The following is a 21,128-nucleotide window of genomic DNA, read 5'->3' as shown; positions in this document are numbered from 1 at the left end:
GATGAAAACATGCTGATAGTGCTACTACCTGAATCACCGGATATCGGCACGCTTGAGCCGCCCCGACTGCATTGGTGGCGCACCGGTCGTGAGGGTACGCCGGAGGAGTCTGGGCAAGACAGCCTGGCCCAGTTGCGCACACGCTTTCCGACCGAACGTTTACGCGCACTGGCTCCGGCCACCGAAGTGAATCTGTACCGCATTGCCATACCGGTGCGCAGCGCCTCGGCAGCCCGCGCCGCGCTGCCCTTTGCGCTGGAGGATCAACTGGGCCAGGAGCTGGAAGAGCTGCATCTGGTGGCGGGCCCGCGTCGAGCCGATGGCCGCTTCGCCGCCGCTGTCACCGAGCAGCGTCATATGGTGGCCTGGTTGGATGGCTGTCATGCCGCCGGCTGGCGGTTGGAAGCATTACTGCCGCAAGCCAGTCTGCACGATGATATGGCGCCCGCGGCAGGGCTGCGGGTGCAACCATCACCCTGGCCCGCCGAGGCTGATAGAGCCTTGGTTACCAGCGTCGATCAGGAGCCGGTGTTGATCGAAACCGGGTTGCTCGGGTTCTGGCTGAAACAGCGTCTGGCACAACTGGATGGGGAGCAGCGGGTCCTGGAGCTGAGCGGCTATGAGTTGACCGAGCTGGGACTGTCGGAAGCCGAGTGCAAGGTGCAGCAGGCAGAGCTGATCCCGGCGCTGGACGCCGCACTCAAGCGCTGCCAGCAACCGGCGCGGGTGCTGAACCTGCTATGTGGCCCTTACACCAACGGCATGGCCACGCCTCCCTGGCGCAAACTGCGGCCGGTGATGATCGCGGCAGGCGTATTGCTGGCGGTGCTGGTGGGGCAGCTGGTGATCGAGGGCATGCTGTTATCCAACGAGCGTGAGCGGCTGGTGACGGAAATTGACCAGCTGTTCGATCGCACGCTGCCGAAAAGCCGACGGGTAGATCCGGTCACCCAGTTCCGCCAGGCACTTGCCGGCGGGACGGCACAGGCGAGTCAGAGTGGCACCGGTAGTTTGTTGTACGAGGTCCTGGCGGTGGTGGGTGAGGGCAATACGGAGCAGATCAAACAGTTTCGCGCGACGCCAACCGAGGTCGAATTGGAGCTGCAACTGCCGTCCTTCGCTGAACTGGAAAGTATTCGCAGCAAACTGGCTGCCGGACCTGGTCTGAGCGAGACCTTGCAGGGTGCTGACTCAGGCAATGAGGGTGTTACTGCCCGGCTCAAGGTACAAAGGGGTGGATCATGAATACCTGGTGGGCAGGGCTGGCTCCGCGTGAACGAGCGGTGCTGATTGGCGGTGCCCTATTGCTGTCGATACTGGTGCTCTGGTTGCTGATCTGGGAGCCGCTGGTGCAGAAGCGCGAACAGCAGCGGGCGGACATCAGTGCACTGACCGCCGACCTGACCTGGATGCAGCAGGTAGCTGGGCAGGTCAAACGACAGGGCACGCAGCGGGGCAGTCAGAGCGGGGGCGTGGCGGCAGGTGGTTCGGTGCTGACGTTGGTGGAGGTCTCGGCCAGCGCGGCGGGCATCCGCGAATCCATGGAGCGCGTACAACCCGAAGGACAGGGTGCTCGGGTGTGGTTCAACGAGATGAGCTTTGACGTGTTGCTGGTGTGGCTGGCCGAGCTGGAGCAGCGTCATGGTTTACAGGTCAGCCAACTGGCCGTGGATGCGGGAACGGCACCGGGTCAGGTGTCGGCCCGAGTCAAGGTGGAGCCGCGTTGATGATCAAAGCCTGGAACATCAAAATGATGGTGGTCTGTGCGCTGTTGTTGTATGTGCTCACGCTGCTATGGAATCTGCCCGCAGCCTTTGTCTGGAAACGACTGGAGGGGCAGTTGCCGACGCCGGTGACCCTGCATGGGTTGACCGGTACGCTGTGGTCCGGGCAGGTGGCTCGGATGGAAGTGGATGGCATCGATCAGGGTAGGCTCAGCTGGGACTGGTTGCCGTCCCGATTGCTGCGTGGCCAGATCGGGCTCGACCTGCTCTGGCAGCCGCGCAATGGCAAGGTCAATGCGCAACTGCATGCGGGTCTGGGTTCGCTGACAATCAGCCAGATCAATGGCACGCTCGATGCGGCGAGCATGGCGGCCATCAACAACGCTCCTTTTGTTCTGCGTGGAGTCTGGTTGCTGGATGTGCCCGAAGTGGCGCTGAAGGATTTCGAGTCGGTGGTGGCAGCCAATGGCCGTCTGGTATGGCAGGATGCGGCGGGTGGTTTGCCGCAGGCGATGCCGTTCGGACATCTGACCGCGACACTGGAGGACGACGATGGCTGGTTGCTGCTCAATCTGCAGGACCAGGGCGGGCCGCTGGGGCTGATGGGCGATGCGCGCTGGCGTCCCGGGCAACCGATGAAACTCAATGTGCAGCTGCAGGCGCGACCGGATGCCGAGCGTGGGCTGGCTGATGGTCTGGGGCTGCTTGGCCAACCGAATGCGCAGGGCTGGGTCAGCTGGCGCGCGCAATTACAGTGAAATGGAACAACGGCCATGATGGCAGGGGATATCTGATGCGTTTATTTGTGGTGCTGATGTTACTGGTCGGGCTGACGGGGTGTGCGGGAATGGGCTCATCGCAGCAGACTGAGGCAGGTTTGGTCGATGCTCGGGCCAAGATCAGCATGGGCCGCTGCGATAATGGATTGGTTGCTGATCTGCGCCGGCACAAGGCTCCGGAGCTTGAGCAGCAGGCGGCTTATATCTGTTTGCAGCAGGGCGAAGTGGTGGCGGTGGAAGCGCTGCTCAAGGATTACCGCAAGCGGCATGTCGATCCGCCGTATCCGGATTACTCAGCGTACCTGATGACGCTGGCGCAATATGCCCGGTTTGAAATGACCCAGGATGATGATGCACTGCGGCTGAAGGAAGCGCGCAAGGTTCACGCTCTGTTCGCCGAGTTTGTCCGGGACTTTCCGGAGTCCGACTACCGCGCCGAAATCGCACCTCGGCTGAATGAGCTGTTGGAAGAGATGGCGGGGGCCGAGTACCGCTTGGCATTGCAGGCCATCGAAGCCGGCGACGCTCAGATCGGCGAACAACGCATGCGTTATATCGCCCGATACTACCCCCACACCAACCCCGGCCGAGACGCCAACGCCTGGCTGGACCAGCACGAGGAGCGGTAGCCTCGCCCCGCAGAAGCCCCCGACCGCTCCCGCAGGGAGCACCACTCGTTCTCTCACGGCACAGATTGATTCCACGGACCGCGAGTTCGTCAATAGCTAATGCCGAGTTTTGATCCGGTTTTTTACGCGATTTTGAGATATTGACGCTTGACATTGTGCACAGTCAAAGGGATTCGGGTCGGATTTGTGCGAACGCTTGGCTATAAGTCCATGATATATCACGAACTACACTAACTCGTTGATTTTATTGATAAAAAATGTTGGTTATATTTTGATCATTCTGACTCGCGGCCACGTATTTCATGCTGCGGAACGAGTTTTAAGCAGGCTATCCACAGAGTTTTCCACAGGTTTTGTGGATAGCTTGCCCAAGCCCCGATAGCGCCGGGGTTGCGGGGTCAGATTCCCTGGGGAATATCTTCTCCGCCCAGCGCGGTGGTCAGTGCTGGCAGCAGTTCTGACAGGGTGCGGGACATGATGATGAAGCTGGCATCGAGTTGGCCGGCCATGTCATCGCCGCCCTGGTCGTCCGCTTCGTCACGCAGCAGCTCTTCAAAACGCAGACGTTTGACTGCCAGTTTGTCGTCCAGAGTAAAGGACAGCTTGTCATGCCAATGCAGAGCCAGTTGACTGACCTGCTTGCCGACAGTCAGGTGCTGTTGGATCTCGTCGCTGGACAGATCCTGACGCTTGCAACGAATCACACCGCCGCCTTCACCCGTGTCACGCAGTTCGCACTCATCCGAGATCAGCAGGCCTTCCGGTGCCTGGCCGCTCTTGACCCACTCGGTCATGCACGCGGCTGGAGCCATTTTCACGTTCATCGGACGTACCGGCAGGCTGCCAGTGCCTTCACGCAGCAAGCTGAGCAGGTCTTCGGCACGTTTGGCGCTTGAGGTGTCCACCGCAATCCAGCCTTCCTTCGGTGCGATGCAGGCGAGGGTGGTCTGGGTGCGAGTGAAGGCGCGTGGCAGCAGCGACATGATGATGTCGTCCTTTAGTGTGTCGCGTTCCTTTTTGTAGATCTTGCGGGCATCACGAGCTTCGATTTCTTCCACCTTCTCGGCCAGGGCGTCCTTTACTACGCTACCGGGCAGAATGCGTTCCTCTTTGCGCAGCGCGATCAGCCAGTAGCCGTCACCGACCTGCAGCAGGTTTTCGGAATGACGTCCGAAAGGCGTGGTCCAGCCCAGGGTGTGGGTTTCCTGGCTGGCACAGGGGCGGGCGGGGCGCTCTTCGAGAGCGGCGAGCAGTTCTGCTTCGTTGAAGGGTACATCCTGACTGAAACGGTAGAGCAGTAGATTACGAAACCACATGGGTAGTCCTTGTGTGACGGTGCGTGGATGAAAGAGCTGGAAAGGGCGGGCATTATTGCGCGTGACGACATTTTCAGCCAGTGCTGGCCGACGGCTGCATAACATATTGAAAGAAAGCGAGATTTTTTTCACAAAAGGTATTGCCAGAAGCGAAAAACCTGCCTAGAATGCGCCCCACTTCGAGAGTAAACGGGTGATTAGCTCAGCTGGGAGAGCATCTGCCTTACAAGCAGAGGGTCGGCGGTTCGATCCCGTCATCACCCACCACTCGAGGTAACGCGCAGTGGTAGTTCAGTTGGTTAGAATACCGGCCTGTCACGCCGGGGGTCGCGGGTTCGAGTCCCGTCCACTGCGCCATATCCGAAGCCCTTGCATCGAAAGATGCGAGGGTTTTTTTATGCTTGTATGCCCAGCCCAAGCCTACAATTCCCGCCACTCCCCCGGCTGCAGATCCTGCAATACCCAATCCCCGATTCGTACACGCACCAGTCGCAGCGTTGGCAGGCCTACTGCTGCTGTCATGCGGCGTACCTGTCGGTTGCGGCCTTCGCGGACGGTGATGGCGAGCCAGGAGGTGGGTTTGTTCTTGCGAAAGCGTACCGGCGGGTTACGTGGCCAGAGTGCTGGTTCGCTGATCTGTTCAACCTCTGCAGGGCGGGTAGGGCCGTCATTCAGTTCGGGGCCGGCACGCAGTTGCTGTAGCTGTTCTGCGGTTGGTTCGCCTTCAACCTGTGCCCAGTAGGTCTTTGCCAGTTTGTGTTTCGGGTCGGTGATGCGTGCCTGCAGGCGGCCGTCGTTGGTCAGCAACAGCAGTCCTTCACTGTCCCGGTCCAGGCGGCCGGCGGGGTAGATGCCGGGTGTATCGACGAAGTTCTTGAGGGTGGCTCGGCCTTGGTCGTCGCTGAACTGGGTCAGCACATCGAAGGGCTTGTTCAATGCAATCAATATCGGGTCGGCGGGCGGTGCTGCCTGGCGCCGAGGCTTGCCGGTTGGGCGGAGGAGCGATGGTTTACGCGGGCGAGTATTCATCAGGGATCTGCCAATCAAACCTGTGGTGCGCTTCGGGCAATCAGGGCAGCTACGTCCAGTCCGCGTGGCAAGGTGCCGTAGACGCGGCCGCGATGCTGTAGCCGGCTGGCAATGAAGGCGTCGGATACTGTGCTGTTGCCTGCTTCCAGCAACAGCTTGGCTTGCAGTGCGACGGCGATATCTTCGGTCAGCTGGCGTGCGCGGTACTGGATGTCGTTCTTATCTGCAATCTGTTGCTGCAGCCTATGGATATGAGCTTTCAGATAGGAATCGCCGTGGCCATCGCCCAGTTCGGCGGACAGCATTTCCACGAGGCCGGGTTCTTTGCTCAGCGCGCGCAATACATCCAGGCACTGCACGTTACCGGACCCCTCCCAGATGGAATTCACCGGCGCTTCCCGATACAGTCGCGGCAGGATGCTGTCTTCCACGTAACCAGCGCCACCCAGGCATTCCTGAGCTTCGTTGATCATTGCGGGGGCGCGTTTGCAGATCCAATATTTGCCGATTGCGGTGACCAGTCGAGCGAACCCGGCTTCATGTTCATCACCCAGATTATCCAGTGCGCTGGCCATGCGCATGGTCAGCGCCACAGCAGCTTCGCTTTCCAGCGCCATGTCGGCCAGTACGTTCTGCATCAACGGCTGCTCGACCAGCACCCGACCGCCCACCTGACGATGGCTGCAATGGTGGATGGCCTGAGTCAGTGCCTGACGTATCAGCGAGCTGGAGCCGATCATGCAGTCGAAGCGGGTCATGGCAACCATTTCGATAATGGTCGGTACGCCGCGGCCTTCCTCACCTACCATCCAGGCCAATGCACCTCGAAACTCCACTTCGCTGGAGGCATTGGCCTGATTGCCGAGCTTGTCTTTCAGGCGCTGGATATAGAATTGGTTACGGCTGCCATCGGGCCGGTGGCGCGGCAGCAGGAAACAACTCAGGCCCTTGTCGGTCTGCGCCAAGGTCAGGAAGGCATCACACATGGGCGCCGAGCAGAACCATTTATGCCCCAGTAATTCATAGGGCCGGCCAGGGCCTGGATTATCCATGGGCCACGCGCGCGTGGTGTTGGCGCGCACATCGGTGCCGCCTTGTTTTTCAGTCATGGCCATGCCGATGGTCAAGCCGGTCTTCTGCTCCATCGGCAGGTTGCGCGGGTCGTACTGACGCGACAATATTTTTGGTAGCCAGCTTTCCGCGAGATTCGGTTGCAGGCGCAATGCGGGTACGCAGGCAAAGGTCATGGTCATCGGGCAGCTGGTGCCAGCTTCGGCCTGATTATGCAGATACATGGTCGCAGCGCGGGCAACGTGTGCGCCCGGACGCGGGTCGCTCCATGGTGCGGAGGTGATGCCATGGGTGATCCCGGCATGCATCAGCTCATGATAGGCCGGGTGAAACTCGACTACATCGATACGCTGGCCATAACGATCATGGCTATGGAAAGTCGGTGGGTTCTCATTGGCTTGAAAGCCGGCATGCATCAACGGAGTGCCGGCAAGCTGACCATAGGCAGATAGTTGCTCGTCGGCCCAATCGCCTCGGTAGCGGTGCACCCATTGCTGCAAAGGCAGGTCGCTGCGGTACAGATTCAAGCCATCCAGCGGCGGGACCTGGTTGGTGACCTCATGTGTTTCAGCGTATTGGTGCAGGTTCATGGCGCGGCGCTCCGAGGAGGTTTTATATTTTTTAGCCTTCCACACTACCAAGAATAATGGCCTTGATCACGAAGCCGAGCACACCCAGACCCAGGGCGAAGAACAGCACCATGGTGCCGTAGCGCCCTGCCTTGGATTTTTTGGCCAGATCCCAAACGATAAAGCCCATGAAGGCCACCAGGGCAAAAAGCGTCAGGGGCAGGGCAAGGGCTTCAAATTCTTCGTAGGACACGATGGACTCCTGTAAGGAAAGGAAAAGGCTGTTTATTTTCTGACCAGATGATTGAGCGGCAATTCCGTACTGGATACCACCTGGTTCAAGACGAAGCTGGAACGCACGCTGGAAACACCCTCGATCCGGGTCAGGGTGCCGAGCAGAAATTGCTGATAGTGGTCCATGTCCGGCACCACCACCCGCAACTGGTAATCGGCATCCATCCCAGTGACCAGGCTGCAATCCAGCACCTCTGGGCAGGAACGAATGGTCTCCTCGAAACCGGCGAAACGGTCCGGTGTGTGTCTATCCATGCCGATCATCACGAAGGCTGTCAGGGTCAGTCCGAGTTTCTTCGGCGCAAGCAGCGCTACCTGGCGGGTGATGAAGCCCGCATCTTCCAGTTGTTTGACTCGCCGGGAGCAGGGGGAGGGTGACAGGCCGATACGCTCGGCCAGTTCCTGGTTGCTGATGCGTGAATCGTGCTGCAGGGCAGCAAGAATTTTCAGGTCATAACGGTCAAGATTGTCTTCTTGCATGATGTTCTCTTCTTGCGTTGCTGAGAATCAGAGTATAGCGAGTTATTATTGCGCTGTCGTGGTTGAATTGCGCAATAAAAGGCAAGAAATGTCGCAGAGGCGTCGCTATTATAACCACATGTTTTCAAGCCCTAGCCGGCGAGTCCAACCAAGTGCTCTACGAGAGTGACATTGGGACGACAGGTTCTACCGCATCTGGTCGTCACCCGGCTACCCAGCCCACAAGGCCACGGGACAGGCAATATCCCAAAAGGATACTCAGCGGACCCAGCGCAAACGGCCGACCTAGTCGGCCGTTTGCGTTTGTGGGTTCTGGTCGACGGGGTCTTTGTGCACCAGTACGTCAGCCTGAGGGAATCGCCGCTCTATGGCGTGGCGTACCTGTTCGCCGAGTTCGTGGGCGTCGGTCAGTAGCAGGTCACCGGGTAGCTCCAGGTGCAGCTGCATGAACCACTGCTGGCCAGATTCGCGGGTGCGCAGATCGTGCACGTCGACTACGCCGGGCACGGCGCGAGCCAGTGCCAGTGCTTCCTTGCGTACCTCATCGGGTAACTCGTGATCCATCAGAATCTGGACCGCATCCCGACCAATCTGCAATGCACTGAAACCGATGAGCAGGGCGATCCCGATACCGAACAGGGCGTCTGCTTGGGGAAGGCCGTAATGAGCGAGCACCAGAGCGGCGATGATGCTGGCGTTCATCATCAGGTCGGAGCGGTAATGCAGGGCGTCAGCGCGTATCGCCGTTGAGCCGGTGTGCCGAATCACGTGGCGCTGGAAGCTCAACAGCAGCAGAGTGGCGACGATCGATATCAGCATCACGGCGACGCCGAACCAGGCTGCATCCAGCGGGCGGGGATTGCGCAGGTGGTCGATGCCCTGATGCAATACCAGAATCGCCGAGCCTGCGACGAATACGGACTGTGCCAGACCTGCGAGGGCTTCGGCCTTGCCGTGGCCGAACCGGTGGCCTTTGTCTGCCGGTGTCAGTGCATAGGCCACTGCGACCAGGTTGATCACTGAAGCGCCGGCGTCCATTACCGAGTCGATCAATGATGCCAGCAGGCTCACCGAACCCGACATGAACCAGACGATAGCCTTGAGTATGATCAGTGCAACGGCGAGTGAGACCGAGGCGTAGGTTGCCAGCCGCAGCAAACGGGCATTGCGTTCATTGCGTTGCTGAGCAGTCATATCCATCATGCGCGCGCCGGCAGGCCGAGCAGGGCGAGGTGTTCTGCCTGCGGGTGATGCAGTTGCCGGGCCTGTTCCAGAGGTAACTGCAGGCCCAGGTCCTGGTACAGAATGGCTTTGAGTTTCAGCGGGTTCACCTCGCCATCCGCATCGACGGCCTGGTCGAGACGTTCCGGTGTCAGCGTGTAGCGCTCATCCGGGAAATAAATAGCGCCGGTAGTGAAGTCCACAGCAAAGGCGATCAGTCCGGGAATGACATAGAACAGCAAGCCGATGCCGTTGAGAATCGCTACGCCGGGGTCGATCTCCCCGCTGATCTGGCCGCGCCGCTCGGGATAAAAAATCGATCCGCACGCTGTTAATTGGGTAACCAGTGTGGTGCTCAGCAGGATGCTGGCCAGAGCCTTCAGACGCATTTCGATCCTCGTACATTGCGGGTGATTCAGTAAGCCATCACTATACGCTGCCAGACTGATTGCGAGAACTGATGAACGAACTTCCTGTACATGCCGTGCTGGGTGAGCTCGACCAGCAATTGGCCAGTCACCCCAGCGTGGTGCTCCAGGCACCTCCCGGTGCCGGCAAGACCACACTGGTGCCCTTGGCCCTGCTCAACAGTCCTTGGCTGGCGAGACAGAAGATCATTTTGCTGGAGCCGCGTCGTCTTGCTGCCCGCGCTGCCGCCGAGCGGTTGGCGCACATGCTTGGCGAGCCGGTGGGGCAGACTGTGGGTTATCGCATTCGTCTGGAAACGCGAGTCAGTGCCGCTACCCGCATAGAGGTGGTCACCGAAGGTATCTTGCAGCGCCTGTTACAGACCGACCCGGAGTTGCCGGGTGTCGGGCTGGTGATTTTTGACGAGTTTCATGAGCGCAGTCTGGATGCCGATCTGGGCCTGGCATTGTGTCTGCAGACCCAGCAATACCTGCGTGATGAGATACCGCTGAAGCTGTTGGTGATGTCCGCCACACTGGATGCTGCTGCCGTCAGCCGGTTGCTGGACGATGCGCCGCTGGTCAGCAGCGAGGGCCGGCAGTACCCGGTGCAGATCCAACATGGTGCAGCCGTAGCGCCGGGTCAGTCGCTAGAGCCGCAACTTGAGCAGGCGGTGTTGCAAGCGCTGGCCACAGACAATGGCAGTCTGCTGGTGTTTCTGCCGGGGGCGGCGGAAATCCGCAGACTGCAAACGAGGCTTGAGGATTCCCTGGCGGCTTGGCCGACGGTGGACATCGCCCCGCTGTATGGTGATCTTGACTTTGCTGCCCAGCGCGAGGCGATCAGTCCGGCTGCGCCCGGTCGGCGCAAGGTGGTATTGGCTACGCCCATTGCCGAAACCAGCCTGACCATCGAAGGGGTGCGGGTGGTGATTGACTCGGGTCTGTGCCGTGAGCCGGCTTTCGATCCGGTATCCGGCATGACCCGCTTGCATACTCGCCGCATCTCGCGTGCTGCCGCCGAGCAGCGTGCAGGTCGCGCCGGACGTACCGAGCCGGGTGTCTGTTATCGGCTCTGGTCTGTTGATCAGCATGCCCAACTGGCGGCCCAGAGTCAGGCCGAGATACTTCAGGCGGATCTGGCGCCACTGGCGCTGCAACTGGCCCAGTGGGGTATTGATGATCCTGCCGAGCTGGCCTGGCTGGATGCGCCTCCTCCCGCAGCTCTGCAACAAGGGCGTGATTTGCTGGGTCAGCTGGGTGTGTTGCAAGCCGGGGAGCGGGGCTGGCAACTGACTGAGCACGGCAGTGCGCTCGCGGCACTGCCGATGCATCCGCGGCTGGCACACATGCTGGTGCGCGGCCAGCAGTTGGGACTGGGTCGTCAGGCCTGTCGGCTGGCGGCGATACTCGGTGAGCGGGATCTGCTGCGTGGTGTCGATGATGCCGATATCAGCCGTCGACTGGCGGTGTTTGAACAACCCCGTAATGAACCGGCGCTGGACCGCGGTGCGCTGCAGCGTGCGCGCAAGCTGGCCGAGCAGTGGCAACGGCTTATCGGTCGAGGCTCTGTCACGTCTTCGTTACCGGAGCCGGATAGCGAGCGCTGGGCTGGGCTGCTGTTGGCGCTGGCCTATCCGGACCGCATTGCCCAGCGCCGTGGCGATAAGGGTAGTGATTACCGTCTGGCCAATGGGCGTTCTGCCGGCTTCGTTCAGGTCGATAGCCTGCAACAACAGGCATGGCTGGTGATTGCCAGTCTGGGAGGGCATGCCGCACAGCGAAATGCGCGGATATTCATGGCTGCCGCGCTGGACCCGCAATGGCTGGAGCAGTATCTGCCGGAACTGCTGCATGAGGAGCAGACTCTGGAATGGGACCCGCGCAGTGAGACACTGATTGCCGAGCAGCAACGGCGGATAGGTGCGCTGATTCTCAATCGCGAACCCTTGCCGGGAATCGATCCGGCCCAGCGCAGCCGTGCGCTCTGCGGCGTGGTGCGCCGTCAGGGGCTGGCCTTGCTGCCGTGGACGCCGGCGCTGCGCCAATGGCAGGCGCGCATCCTGCTGCTGCGCCAGCAGGATCTGCAGGAAGGCCGCGTAAGCGCCTGGCCTGATCTGTCCGATCAGTGCTTGCTCGATACCCTGGAAGATTGGCTGGCGCCCTGGCTGGACAAGGTCAGCCGGCTGGCGCATTTCGCGGCGTTGGATCTGGCCGGCATTCTCAGCGGGTTGTTGGCCTGGCCATTGCCACAACAGTTGGATGAGCAGGCTCCGACTCATTGGACGGTGCCGACGGGATCACGCATTCGGATCGACTACGGCGAACAACCACCGGTGTTGGCCGTGCGTCTGCAGGAAATGTTCGGCAGCCGAGAAACTCCGCGCATCGCCAATGGGCGGATAGCACTCAAGTTGCACCTGCTGTCCCCGGCCCGGCGGCCAGTGCAGGTCACTCAGGATCTGGCCGGGTTCTGGAGCGGCAGTTATGCCGAGGTGCGCAAGGATATGCGCGGCCGCTATCCCAAGCATTATTGGCCTGAAAACCCTCTCGAGGCGGAACCAACGGCCCGAGCCAAACCAAGAAAACCCTGAAGCCTCACAAGCCCCGTGCACGCTCAAGCACCCGAGATGAGCGCTGCGTTCGATCGTTCCCACGCTCCAGCGTGGGAATGCCTGCTGGGACGCTCTGCGCCCCGGTTTGGTTGTTGTGCAGCCGGCAGGTTCGGACGCTGGAGCGTGGGCACCATATGGTATGAGCTCTGCGTCCCGGTTTTGGCTGTTGTGCGGACGGTGGGCTCGACCGCTGAATTTCTGGCCCTGTCTTTAAGCTCTTGCTGGCCACGCGTACAATGCCCGGCCCGGTTTATCTTCGGAGCATCATCATGGACAACACCAGTCAGATACTTGAACGCAGCGCCGAGCTGTTTGCCGGAAAGCGCCTGCTGTTGGTCAATCCGCCTGCGGATGGGCTGACCGGCGAGCTGCCCGCGGACTGGCACGTTTGGACCTGGGATTATTCCGTGCAGCAGGGGCTGAGTTCCCGTTTGGATCAACAGCATCTGAGCTTCTCCCATCTGTGCCCGCAGGTTGACGGATTGGATGCGGCCATTCTGGTGATGCCCAAGGCCATCGAGCGGGCTGAGTATGCATTGGCGCAGATGGCGCCATTGCTGAAATCCGGGTGCCCGTTGTATCTGGTAGGGGAAAAGAAGGGCGGTGTAACCCGGGCAGAAAAGCTGTTGGCCCCTTATGGCTCGGCGATAGAGAAGCTGGACTCCGCACGCCACTGCCAACTGTGGCGGAGTATTGCCCATGACCAGATCGCGGCTTTCCAGTTGGCTGACTGGCAGCGCTCCATTCGTCTGGAATTCCCCGATCAGGCTGTCGATCTGATCAGCCTGCCGGGGGTGTTCAGTCATGGTCGGTTGGATGAGGGCAGTCAGCTGTTGCTGGAAGAGATGGCGCCGCTGCCCTCCGGCAAAGTGCTGGATTTTGGCTGCGGGGCAGGGGTGTTGGCTACCGTGTTGGCGCGGCGCAATCCAGGCGCTCGCTTCGAACTGGTGGATATCGATGCGCTGGCGCTGTATTGCGCGACACAGACCCTGAGCCAGAATGAGGTGCAGGCGCAGGTCTATCCGTCAAATGGCCTCAGCGATGTGCATGGCCGTTTTGCCGCCGTGGTCAGCAATCCGCCATTCCATACCGGCATCCGTCACGACACCAGTATCGCCGAACAATTCTTCAACGAGGTCACCCGCAATCTGTTGCCGGGCGGCGAGTTGCGCATCGTGGCGAACGGCTTTCTCAAGTACCCGCCGCTGATCGAGGCGCATATCGGAAAATGCCGGGTGCTGCGCGAGAACAACAGGTTCAAGGTGTACTCGGCGGTAGCGCCAGGTTGATTCAACAGGCGGCCCCTGCTAAAGTTGCCGCCGTCTTAGGGGAGTAGTCTCTCCGGAAGCCTGCCTTCCAAGGCAAACGTCAACATACTCGGCCCTCAGGCCGTGGCGTTTGCGACCCATCGATCACCCTTGGGGTGATGGGGTTTGACGAGACCTTTGACACAGGAACACCAGCCGAGGGGCGGGGGTGGGCCTGTGTCATTGGAACAGTCTGACCCGCCCTCGTTTGGAAAGTCCGTGGAAGCCTTTTTAGTTTCAACCGGTATTGTTTCGCTGGCAGAGATCGGCGACAAGACCCAGCTGTTGGCGTTGCTGCTCGCTGCGCGTTTTCGTCGGCCCTGGCCGATTATCTGGGGGATTCTGCTGGCAACGATTGCCAACCACGCCCTGGCGGGTGCGGTAGGTCAGTTGGTGGCGGATCTGCTCAACGATACCTGGCTGTACAGCTTGCTGGCCATCAGCTTTCTGGCCGTTGCCGCCTGGACCCTGGTTCCGGACAAACTGGATGACGATAACACTCCCCCCATTAGCCGTTACGGCGCCTTCATGGCGGCGCTGGTGGCCTTCTTTCTCGCGGAAATGGGCGACAAGACGCAGGTTGCCACCGTGGTATTGGCCGCGCAGTTCGACGCCTATCTGTGGGTCGTTGCAGGTACCACTCTGGGAATGATGCTGGCCAACGTACCGGTGGTATTTCTCGGCAACGCTGCGGCGGGCAAGCTGCCGCTGGGCCTGATTCGAGGAATTACCGCGGTGATCTTTCTTCTGCTTGGCCTGTATGCGGGCTGGTTGGCCCTGGGGTAAGCCCGGTAGGTGAGCGGAGGCGTTCTGGCAGGCGCCGTCGCGCCCCGAGGCGGTGCTTCTACGGGGTATTAGCTGTTATTTTTGGTTATAACCAAGTTCCAAAATAATATTTTTCGTTATATGTTTCTCTGTCTACTATCTGCTCCTCCGATACGCAAGTATCAAACCATGATCCGGAGCAAGACCATGACCGCAACAACACAACTTCATGCGGCTGTGGACGATCAGAAGGTACTGGCCGCCATTGCTGAAGCGCTGCAAAGCATTCAGTTCGGTGCAGTGGAGATTACCCTGCATAACGGCCAGGTGGTGCAGATCGAGCGCAAGGAAAAGATCCGCTTCCAGCCACCGACACGAACGTCCTGAGTTACCCGACCACGGGATTGCGCCAACACGATTTTAAGTAATCGCCCGCCGACTGGATAACCAGAGGTGTGTGCAACCGCCACTACAACATGGAGCACACCATGACACGGCTTGCCACATCCAGTCAGACCCGCCTCTGTAAAAGCGTCACTGCACGAATGTGTCGGTAATCAGCCGATCCAAGCGATTTCCCTGACAGCTTTTACTGAGTAATTATCATGAAGAAGATTCTGCGCAATACCCTGGTGGGTGGCCTGGCCACTCTGTTGGCTGGCTCCGTGCTGGCGAAAGACATCACCCTGTTGAACGTGTCCTACGACCCGACCCGCGAGTTCTATCGCGAGTACAACGAGGCGTTCAGCGAATACTGGAAACAGGCCACAGGCGACACCGTCACCGTGCGCCAATCCCACGGCGGCTCCGGTTCCCAGGCCCGGTCGGTGATCGACGGCCTGGATGCCGATGTGGTAACCCTGGCCTTGGCCTACGATGTGGATGCGCTGCGTCAGCACGCCGATCTGATTCCCGAAAACTGGCAGAGCCGCCTGGACAAGAACAGCTCGCCCTACACCTCGACCATTGTGCTGCTGGTGCGCAAGGGCAACCCGAAGAACATCAAGGACTGGGATGACCTGATCCGCGACGACGTGGAGGTGATCACCCCCAATCCGAAAACCTCCGGCGGCGCGCGCTGGAACTACCTGGCGGCCTGGGGCTATGCGCTGAAGCACAACGACGGCGATCAGGACAAGGCTTACGAGTTCGTCAGCAAGTTGTTCGCCAACGTGCCGGTGCTCGACCCCGGCGCCCGTGGCGCCACCAATACTTTCGTTCAGCGTGGGCTGGGTGATGTATTCATCGCCTGGGAAAACGAGGCCTATCTGTCGGTTGAACAGCTGGGCAAGGGCCAGTTCGAAATCATCGTGCCGTCGGTCAGCATTCTGGCCGAGCCGCCGGTGTCCGTGGTGGACAAGAACGCCGAGCGCAAGGGCACCCGTGAGGTGGCCGAAGCGTATCTGCAACAACTGTATACCGATGACGCGCAACGTCTGGCAGCCAGGCACTACTACCGCCCGAGCAACCCGCAGATCGCCAAGGAGTTTGCCGACAAGTTCGTCGACGTCGAACTGTTTGGTATCGACGAGGTGTTCGGTGGCTGGGAACAGGCACAGAACGAACATTTCAACGATGGTGGCAAGTTCGACCGCATTCTGGAAAGTATTTCCCGACGCTGATCCGGATTCATCTGCAGCTATCCCGGGCGCCATACGCCCGGGCTTTTTCCGAGGTGATGAATGTTTTCTGCCACCAAGCAACGCAGGGTCATACCCGGGTTCGGGCTGACCATGGGCTTCAGCCTGCTGTACCTGGGCTTCATTTTTCTTATTCCGGTGGGCGGGCTGCTGCTGTACACCTCGCTGATGAGTTGGGATGACTTCTGGAGCGCCGTCAGCCATCCGCAAGTGGTTGCTTCCTACAAGCTGTCTTTCGGCGCCTCGCTGATTGGCGCGACCATCAATCTGGTATTCGGCGCGCTGGTGGCCTGGGTACTGGTGCGTTATACCTTCCCCGGCAAGAAGATCGTCGATGCGCTGGTGGACTTGCCGTTCGCCTTGCCTACCGCGGTGGCCGGTATTGCATTGGTAACGCTCTACGCCTCGACCGGCTGGGTAGGGCAGTACCTTGATATCTTCGGCATCAAAGTGGCCTATTCGCAGTTGGGTGTGGTGATTGCGCTGACCTATATCGGCTTGCCTTTCGTGGTGCGTACCGTGCAACCGGTGCTGGAGGATCTGGAAGCCGAGCGCGAAGAAGCTTCCGCCAGTCTGGGTGCCAGCCGCTTCACCACCATCCGTCGGGTGATCCTGCCGTCTTTGCTACCGGCCTTGCTGACCGGTTACGCGCTGGCTTTTGCTCGCGCTGTCGGCGAGTACGGCTCGGTAGTATTCATCTCCGGAAACATGCCCTATCGCACCGAGATCACTCCGCTGCTGATCGTGGCCAAGGCCGAGCAGTACGACTACCCCGGCGCTGCCGCCATCGGCACCGTCATGCTGATTGCTGCGTTTTTACTGCTGCTGTTGATCAATGGTCTGCAGTGGTGGACCCAGCGTCGTGGCCGGTGAGGAACCAAGGATGACTACCCAAACCCTGGCCCATGTGGCGAACCCTGAGCAGGCTGCACGTTGGCGCCGCGCCACTGAAGAACCCGTTTGGGTACGCTGGACGCTGATCGGTGTAGCGCTGACCTTTCTTGCCCTGTTCCTGGTTCTGCCATTGATAGTTGTACTCTACGGTGCCTTCGAGCAGGGGCTGCAAGCGTGGTGGGCCGCCGTCAACGAACCGGACGCGCTGGCAGCGATTCGCCTGTCGTTACTGGTGGTGCTGATTGTCGTGCCGATCAACCTGATCTTTGGTGTGTCGGCTGCCTGGGCCATTGCCAAGTTCGAATTCCGCGGCAAGCCGATCCTGATCTCGCTGATCGACATGCCCTTTGCCATCTCGCCGGTGGTGGTGGGGTTGATCTTCGTCATCCTGTTCGGCTCCCAGGGCTGGTTGGGGCCATGGCTGGCAGCGCACGATATGCGCATCATCTTCGCGGTGCCGGGCATCGTCATCGTGATCGCCTTCGGCACCATGCCGTTTATCGCCCGCGAGCTGATTCCGCTGATGCAGCAGCAGGGCAAGGAGGAGGAAGAAGCCTCCCTGACCCTCGGCGCCAGCGGCTGGAAAACCTTCTGGTACGTCACCCTGCCGAACATCAAATGGGGACTGATCTACGGGGTGATTCTGTGCAACGCGCGGGCGCTGGGTGAGTTCGGCGCCGTAGCGGTGGTGTCGGGGCGTATTCGTGGCGAAACCAACACCATGCCGCTGCATATCGAGGTGTTGTACAACGAGTACATGTTCACCGCCGCCTTTGCCGTGTCCTCGCTGTTGACCGGGCTGGCGCTGGTCACCATTGCGGTCAAGAGTTTTGTTGAGTGGTTGGATGAGCGCAATCACCCTGCAACCGACAGTCATTGAGAGAGCTGATATGAGTATTGGAATTGATCGGATAAACAAGCGTTTTGGCGATTTCGTCGCCGTCGACAACGTCAGCCTCACCCTCAATGACGGTGAACTGACCGCATTGCTCGGGCCCTCTGGCTCGGGCAAGACCACCTTGCTGCGCATCATTGCCGGACTGGAACAGCCGGACAGCGGGCGTATCCGCTTTCATGGTGAGGACACCACTGATCTGCATGTCAGCGACCGTGGCGTTGGCTTTGTCTTCCAGCACTATGCGCTGTTCAAGCACATGAGTGTCTACGAGAACGTTGCCTACGGCCTGACCGTCAAGCCGCGTAGCCAGCGACCGAGCAAGGCGGATATCCGCAAAAAGGTCATGCACCTGCTGAAGATGGTGCAACTGGACTGGACGGCTGATCGGCTGCCATCGCAACTGTCCGGTGGTCAGCGCCAACGTATCGCACTGGCGCGGGCGCTGGCCGTTGAGCCCAAGGTGCTGTTGCTGGATGAGCCCTTCGGCGCCCTGGATGCCAAGGTGCGGGCTGAATTGCGCCGTTGGCTGCGGCGGTTGCACGACGAAATCCATGTTACCAGTGTGTTTGTTACCCACGATCAGGAAGAGGCGCTGGAAGTGTCTGACCGGGTGGTGGTGATGAACCACGGCCGGGTCGAGCAGGATGGCTGCCCGGAAGAGGTCTATGATCATCCCGCTAATCCATTCGTTTACCAGTTCCTGGGCAGCGTCAATCGGTTCGGCGCGCGAGTCCGGGATGGAGTGGCGCAGATCGGGCGGCTGCAGGTGTCCGCACCGGAATATGCCGGTCAGAGTGATAGCCCGGCGGTGGCTTACGTGCGACCGCATGACATCGAAGTGCTACCGGGCGCCAGCGATGCCAGCCTGCATGCGCGGATCGACCTGGTGTCGGTGATCGGACCGCGGGTGCGGTTGGAGCTGCAGACCGAGAACAGCAGCCAGACGGTACACGCAGAAATGTCCCGCGGCCGCTTCCGCGAACTGGGTCTGGCGCAGGGCGGCGATGCCTGGATCAGGCTGCTGAACAGCCGTGTATTCCTGGACGATGGAGAAATCCGTAGAGCCTGATTCAGTGGCTGCGGTGGTCAGTGAAGCCCGCGAGGGCTAGTATCTTTCCATGTCATTCTTCTCTGGCGGACATTCTGCCGGAATCAGCATGGGAGAGCCGAATGAGCAACGACACCTACGTACCACCGCGGGTCTGGACCTGGGACAAGGATAATGGCGGCAAGTTTGCCAATATCAATCGGCCAATCGCTGGACCTACCCATGACCGGGAATTGCCTCGGGGCGAGCATCCGCTGCAGCTGTATTCGCTGGCCACACCCAATGGGGTCAAGGTCACCATCATGCTTGAGGAGTTGGTCGCGCTGGGCATCGCCGAGGCTGAATATGACGCCTGGCTGATCCGCATCAGCGAGGGCGACCAGTTCGGCAGCGGCTTCGTCGATATCAATCCCAACTCGAAGATCCCGGCGCTGCTGGATACCAGCATCAGCCCGCCGCTGCGGGTCTTCGAGTCTGCCTCCATTCTGCTGTATCTGGCGGAGAAGTTCGGCCGCTTCATTCCGCAGGATCTTGCTGGGCGCACCGAGTGTCTGAACTGGTTGTTCTGGCAGATGGGTAGTGCACCTCTACTCGGCGGAGGCTTCGGTCATTTCTATGCCTATGCTCCGGAAAAATTCGAGTATCCGATCAATCGCTACACCATGGAGGTCAAGCGTCAGCTGGATGTGCTCGATCGGCAGCTGGCCGACAAGCGCTACGTCGCCGGGGAAGAGTACAGTATTGCCGATATGGCGATCTGGCCCTGGTACGGCGGTGTGGCGACCAACCAGGTCTATGAGGCTGCGGAATTCCTCGGGGCGCATAACTACACCCATGTGCTGCGTTGGGCAGAGGAGGTCGGGCAGCGCCCGGCGGCGCAACGTGGGCGCCAGGTCAACCGCACTTGGGGCGAACTGGATGAGCAGGTGCCGGAGCGGCATGCAGCCAGTGATTTCGATCACTGAGACTGGCCGGTCTCAGGCTTCCCTCAGAACCGTTCCAGCTGCATCTCCTGCAAGCGGCTCAGGGTGCGGCGGAACGGGAAGGTCAGGGCGCCTTCGGTGTACAGATCGGTCAAGGGAACTGCCGCTTCGATATACAATGGCACTCGGCGGTCATAGCACTCATCGACCAATGCAATGAGGCGGCGCACGCTGTCATCCTGTTTTGACAGGGGGGCCAGCACCCGGTCGCCGGCGGCTACCTGTTCTGCCGCATCTTCGGTGCCTCGGGCAATCTTCACTTCCCGCTGCGCGCTGCTGAGGTCAGGTACCTCACTCAGCAATATCATCGAATAACGGTCGCACAACGCGATGAAATCGCCGGCAGCCAGCGGCTGGCCGCAGAGTTCGGCGAAGCTGAACCAGATGGCGCTGTCACAATGTTGAATGGGCCGCAGCTGCTGGTGGTTGAGTTGAACCGGTTCGCTGGATACCGCACCGCCGTCACAGAGCTGATCAAACACGGCTGCCAGAGCCTTGGCATCGCGTACCCAATAACGTGGGTGCTGCTGCCCCGGATGCAGTCGATGATCCTGGCCGCCATCCACATCCAGCACCTGCATATGCTTTTCGATCGCCGCAATGGCCGGCAGCAATCGCTCGCGGTTGTGACCATCTTCATACAACTGTTCAGGCGGCTGATTGGAGGTGGCAACCACTATCATGCCTTCGGCAAACATGGTCAGAAACAGCCGGCTGAGGATGCTGGCGTCGCCGATATCGCTGATGAACAGCTCGTCAAAACACAGCACACGTACTTCCGTAGCCAGTTCGCGGGCGATAACCGTCAGTGGGTCGGCCGTGCCGGTGAGCTGGAAAAGACGCCGGTGTACCCATTGCATGAAGTGGTGAAAGTGCTGACGCCGACTCGGTACGTGAAGACTGCTATGAAAACTGTCCATAAGCCAGGTCTTGCCCCGGCCCACCGGCCCCCAGAGATAGACGCCCGTAGGTGATGAGTTAGTGGCGTCGGCATGCAATGTCTGGTGCAGAGCTTCCAGTGCCAACACAGCACGATGCTGAGCCTGGTCGGATACAAAGCCCTGCTCAAGTGCCTGTTGCCATGCCTGAAGAGGGGAGAGGGGAATAGGTAGGTTCATGGCGGTATATGGTGGCCCAGCCGGCGTTGCGATACCAGACCTGGAGAAGGGGGTGCGGTGAAAAAAGCAAGCTTGCCGCATTGTTCCGGTGGCAGCAAGCTTGCAGGCTCAATCTTCGCTGGCAAGAAAATCGACCGCCATCATCGCCATGGCGCGGGTACCTACCACCAGTGCACTTTCATCCACGAAGAACTCAGGGTTGTGGTTGGGGGCAGCGGTAGTGGGGTCCTGGCCATCCGGGGTGACGCCGAGGAACACATAAAAGCCTGGTGCCTGTTGGGCAAAGAAGGAAAAGTCTTCGGCCGCGCCAGGGAGTTCAGCGGTAGCCACTTTGCCATCGG

Annotated in this window: 21 protein-coding genes, 2 tRNA genes, 1 pseudogene and 1 riboswitch; of the genes and pseudogenes, 15 read left to right on the top strand and 9 right to left on the bottom strand. The window is 60.1% G+C overall.

What is annotated here, in order from left to right; all coding sequences use genetic code 11:
- The first annotated feature begins 9 nt into the window (after positions 1-9).
- The 4 genes from gspL to bamD are packed head-to-tail and all read left to right on the top strand — an operon-like array spanning position 10 to position 3,132.
- A complete protein-coding gene (gene gspL / locus INT39_RS10195) occupies positions 10-1,245 on the top strand; it encodes a type II secretion system protein GspL (RefSeq protein ID WP_193073822.1) in 1,236 nt (411 codons plus the stop codon).
- Positions 1,242-1,727: a type II secretion system protein GspM gene (gspM, locus tag INT39_RS10190; RefSeq protein ID WP_193073821.1), complete on the top strand. Its 486-nt coding sequence runs from the start codon at positions 1,242-1,244 to the stop codon at positions 1,725-1,727. The genes gspL and gspM overlap by 4 nt, the downstream gene beginning before the upstream one ends.
- A complete protein-coding gene (locus tag INT39_RS10185) occupies positions 1,727-2,482 on the top strand; it encodes a type II secretion system protein N (protein ID WP_193073820.1) in 756 nt (251 codons plus the stop codon). Before gspM ends, INT39_RS10185 begins: the two co-directional genes overlap by 1 nt.
- Positions 2,483-2,517: 35 nt before the next feature.
- The gene (bamD, locus tag INT39_RS10180) at positions 2,518-3,132 is read left to right on the top strand and encodes an outer membrane protein assembly factor BamD (protein WP_193073819.1); all 615 of its coding nucleotides are present in this window, start codon (positions 2,518-2,520) and stop codon (positions 3,130-3,132) included.
- Positions 3,133-3,530: 398 nt separating this feature from the next.
- On the opposite strand, the gene rdgC is transcribed toward bamD, so the two are convergent.
- Positions 3,531-4,448 (bottom strand): recombination-associated protein RdgC, encoded by a 918-nt coding sequence (gene rdgC / locus INT39_RS10175; RefSeq protein ID WP_193073818.1) that lies wholly within the window; start codon positions 4,446-4,448, stop codon positions 3,531-3,533.
- 191 nt (positions 4,449-4,639) lie between these two features.
- Here rdgC and INT39_RS10170 point away from each other — a divergent pair.
- Together INT39_RS10170 and INT39_RS10165 are read left to right on the top strand one after the other, a co-directional pair.
- A tRNA-Val gene (locus tag INT39_RS10170) sits at positions 4,640-4,715 on the top strand.
- 13 nt (positions 4,716-4,728) lie between these two features.
- Positions 4,729-4,805 (top strand) — tRNA-Asp (locus INT39_RS10165).
- Positions 4,806-4,868: 63 nt separating this feature from the next.
- Here INT39_RS10165 and INT39_RS10160 read toward each other — a convergent pair.
- The 6 genes from INT39_RS10160 to INT39_RS10135 all read right to left on the bottom strand — a co-directional run bounded on the left by INT39_RS10160 (position 4,869) and on the right by INT39_RS10135 (position 9,501).
- Positions 4,869-5,477, bottom strand: a complete 609-nt coding sequence (locus tag INT39_RS10160) for a pseudouridine synthase (RefSeq protein ID WP_193073817.1) — start codon at positions 5,475-5,477, stop codon at positions 4,869-4,871.
- A gap of 14 nt (positions 5,478-5,491) precedes the next feature.
- Positions 5,492-7,138 carry an isovaleryl-CoA dehydrogenase gene (locus INT39_RS10155; protein WP_193073816.1) on the bottom strand — a complete coding sequence of 549 codons (1,647 nt, stop codon included), beginning with the start codon at positions 7,136-7,138 and terminating at the stop codon, positions 5,492-5,494.
- A gap of 31 nt (positions 7,139-7,169) precedes the next feature.
- A complete protein-coding gene (locus INT39_RS10150; protein WP_193073815.1) occupies positions 7,170-7,370 on the bottom strand; it encodes a DUF2788 domain-containing protein in 201 nt (66 codons plus the stop codon).
- Positions 7,371-7,402: 32 nt separating this feature from the next.
- Positions 7,403-7,891, bottom strand: coding sequence for an Lrp/AsnC family transcriptional regulator (locus tag INT39_RS10145; protein WP_193073814.1), 489 nt, complete (start codon positions 7,889-7,891; stop codon positions 7,403-7,405).
- 285 nt (positions 7,892-8,176) lie between these two features.
- Positions 8,177-9,091: a cation diffusion facilitator family transporter gene (locus INT39_RS10140; protein ID WP_319021349.1), complete on the bottom strand. Its 915-nt coding sequence runs from the start codon at positions 9,089-9,091 to the stop codon at positions 8,177-8,179.
- Positions 9,091-9,501: a polyribonucleotide nucleotidyltransferase gene (locus INT39_RS10135; RefSeq protein ID WP_193073813.1), complete on the bottom strand. Its 411-nt coding sequence runs from the start codon at positions 9,499-9,501 to the stop codon at positions 9,091-9,093. Before INT39_RS10135 ends, INT39_RS10140 begins: the two co-directional genes overlap by 1 nt.
- 71 nt (positions 9,502-9,572) lie before the next feature.
- Here INT39_RS10135 and hrpB point away from each other — a divergent pair, with 71 nt between their 5' ends.
- From hrpB to yghU, 9 genes are all read left to right on the top strand, one after another.
- Entirely contained in the window at positions 9,573-12,113 is a 2,541-nt protein-coding gene (gene hrpB, locus INT39_RS10130; protein WP_193073812.1) for an ATP-dependent helicase HrpB, read from the top strand.
- A gap of 290 nt (positions 12,114-12,403) precedes the next feature.
- Positions 12,404-13,423 carry a methyltransferase gene (locus INT39_RS10125; RefSeq protein ID WP_193073811.1) on the top strand — a complete coding sequence of 340 codons (1,020 nt, stop codon included), beginning with the start codon at positions 12,404-12,406 and terminating at the stop codon, positions 13,421-13,423.
- Between the two features lie 26 nt (positions 13,424-13,449).
- Positions 13,450-13,568, top strand: a riboswitch (yybP-ykoY riboswitch).
- 92 nt (positions 13,569-13,660) lie between these two features.
- Complete coding sequence (locus INT39_RS10120) at positions 13,661-14,227, top strand: TMEM165/GDT1 family protein (protein ID WP_193073810.1); 567 nt, start codon at positions 13,661-13,663, stop codon at positions 14,225-14,227.
- Positions 14,228-14,413: 186 nt separating this feature from the next.
- Complete coding sequence (locus INT39_RS10115; protein ID WP_193073809.1) at positions 14,414-14,593, top strand: DUF2292 domain-containing protein; 180 nt, start codon at positions 14,414-14,416, stop codon at positions 14,591-14,593.
- Positions 14,594-14,811: 218 nt separating this feature from the next.
- Positions 14,812-15,828 (top strand): sulfate ABC transporter substrate-binding protein, encoded by a 1,017-nt coding sequence (locus INT39_RS10110; RefSeq protein WP_193073808.1) that lies wholly within the window; start codon positions 14,812-14,814, stop codon positions 15,826-15,828.
- A gap of 60 nt (positions 15,829-15,888) precedes the next feature.
- The gene (cysT, locus tag INT39_RS10105; RefSeq protein ID WP_193073807.1) at positions 15,889-16,719 is read left to right on the top strand and encodes a sulfate ABC transporter permease subunit CysT; all 831 of its coding nucleotides are present in this window, start codon (positions 15,889-15,891) and stop codon (positions 16,717-16,719) included.
- A gap of 10 nt (positions 16,720-16,729) precedes the next feature.
- On the top strand, positions 16,730-17,620 hold the full coding sequence (gene cysW, locus INT39_RS10100; protein ID WP_193073806.1) for a sulfate ABC transporter permease subunit CysW: 891 nt from the start codon (positions 16,730-16,732) through the stop codon (positions 17,618-17,620).
- A 10-nt stretch (positions 17,621-17,630) separates the two neighbouring features.
- Complete coding sequence (locus INT39_RS10095) at positions 17,631-18,707, top strand: sulfate/molybdate ABC transporter ATP-binding protein (RefSeq protein WP_193073805.1); 1,077 nt, start codon at positions 17,631-17,633, stop codon at positions 18,705-18,707.
- A 101-nt stretch (positions 18,708-18,808) separates the two neighbouring features.
- Positions 18,809-19,651 carry a glutathione-dependent disulfide-bond oxidoreductase gene (yghU, locus tag INT39_RS10090; protein WP_193073804.1) on the top strand — a complete coding sequence of 281 codons (843 nt, stop codon included), beginning with the start codon at positions 18,809-18,811 and terminating at the stop codon, positions 19,649-19,651.
- A 23-nt stretch (positions 19,652-19,674) separates the two neighbouring features.
- On the opposite strand, the gene zapE is transcribed toward yghU, so the two are convergent.
- Together zapE and INT39_RS10080 are read right to left on the bottom strand one after the other, a co-directional pair.
- Positions 19,675-20,787: a cell division protein ZapE gene (gene zapE / locus INT39_RS10085; RefSeq protein WP_193073803.1), complete on the bottom strand. Its 1,113-nt coding sequence runs from the start codon at positions 20,785-20,787 to the stop codon at positions 19,675-19,677.
- 108 nt (positions 20,788-20,895) lie between these two features.
- Positions 20,896-21,128, bottom strand: a pseudogene (locus INT39_RS10080) (amidohydrolase); the annotation flags it as partial.

The sequence above is a fragment of the Pseudomonas sp. FME51 genome, from assembly GCF_014897305.1.
This window is presented reverse-complemented; position numbering and strand designations above follow the sequence as displayed.

What these genes read in the sequence shown, in the direction of transcription:
- hrpB (WP_193073812.1), top strand. Translation starts at nt 9,573, where the DNA reads ATGAACGAACTTCCTGTACATGCCGTGCTGGGTGAGCTCGACCAGCAA.
- yghU (WP_193073804.1), top strand. Translation starts at nt 18,809, where the DNA reads ATGAGCAACGACACCTACGTACCACCGCGGGTCTGGACCTGGGACAAG.
- INT39_RS10135 (WP_193073813.1), bottom strand. Translation starts at nt 9,501, where the DNA reads ATGCGTCTGAAGGCTCTGGCCAGCATCCTGCTGAGCACCACACTGGTT.
- INT39_RS10160 (WP_193073817.1), bottom strand. Translation starts at nt 5,477, where the DNA reads ATGAATACTCGCCCGCGTAAACCATCGCTCCTCCGCCCAACCGGCAAG.
- INT39_RS10115 (WP_193073809.1), top strand. Translation starts at nt 14,414, where the DNA reads ATGACCGCAACAACACAACTTCATGCGGCTGTGGACGATCAGAAGGTA.
- bamD (WP_193073819.1), top strand. Translation starts at nt 2,518, where the DNA reads ATGCGTTTATTTGTGGTGCTGATGTTACTGGTCGGGCTGACGGGGTGT.
- cysT (WP_193073807.1), top strand. Translation starts at nt 15,889, where the DNA reads ATGTTTTCTGCCACCAAGCAACGCAGGGTCATACCCGGGTTCGGGCTG.
- zapE (WP_193073803.1), bottom strand. Translation starts at nt 20,787, where the DNA reads ATGAACCTACCTATTCCCCTCTCCCCTCTTCAGGCATGGCAACAGGCA.
- INT39_RS10185 (WP_193073820.1), top strand. Translation starts at nt 1,727, where the DNA reads ATGATCAAAGCCTGGAACATCAAAATGATGGTGGTCTGTGCGCTGTTG.
- cysW (WP_193073806.1), top strand. Translation starts at nt 16,730, where the DNA reads ATGACTACCCAAACCCTGGCCCATGTGGCGAACCCTGAGCAGGCTGCA.
- INT39_RS10145 (WP_193073814.1), bottom strand. Translation starts at nt 7,891, where the DNA reads ATGCAAGAAGACAATCTTGACCGTTATGACCTGAAAATTCTTGCTGCC.
- INT39_RS10125 (WP_193073811.1), top strand. Translation starts at nt 12,404, where the DNA reads ATGGACAACACCAGTCAGATACTTGAACGCAGCGCCGAGCTGTTTGCC.
- gspM (WP_193073821.1), top strand. Translation starts at nt 1,242, where the DNA reads ATGAATACCTGGTGGGCAGGGCTGGCTCCGCGTGAACGAGCGGTGCTG.
- INT39_RS10140 (WP_319021349.1), bottom strand. Translation starts at nt 9,091, where the DNA reads ATGGATATGACTGCTCAGCAACGCAATGAACGCAATGCCCGTTTGCTG.
- gspL (WP_193073822.1), top strand. Translation starts at nt 10, where the DNA reads ATGCTGATAGTGCTACTACCTGAATCACCGGATATCGGCACGCTTGAG.
- INT39_RS10095 (WP_193073805.1), top strand. Translation starts at nt 17,631, where the DNA reads ATGAGTATTGGAATTGATCGGATAAACAAGCGTTTTGGCGATTTCGTC.
- rdgC (WP_193073818.1), bottom strand. Translation starts at nt 4,448, where the DNA reads ATGTGGTTTCGTAATCTACTGCTCTACCGTTTCAGTCAGGATGTACCC.
- INT39_RS10155 (WP_193073816.1), bottom strand. Translation starts at nt 7,138, where the DNA reads ATGAACCTGCACCAATACGCTGAAACACATGAGGTCACCAACCAGGTC.
- INT39_RS10110 (WP_193073808.1), top strand. Translation starts at nt 14,812, where the DNA reads ATGAAGAAGATTCTGCGCAATACCCTGGTGGGTGGCCTGGCCACTCTG.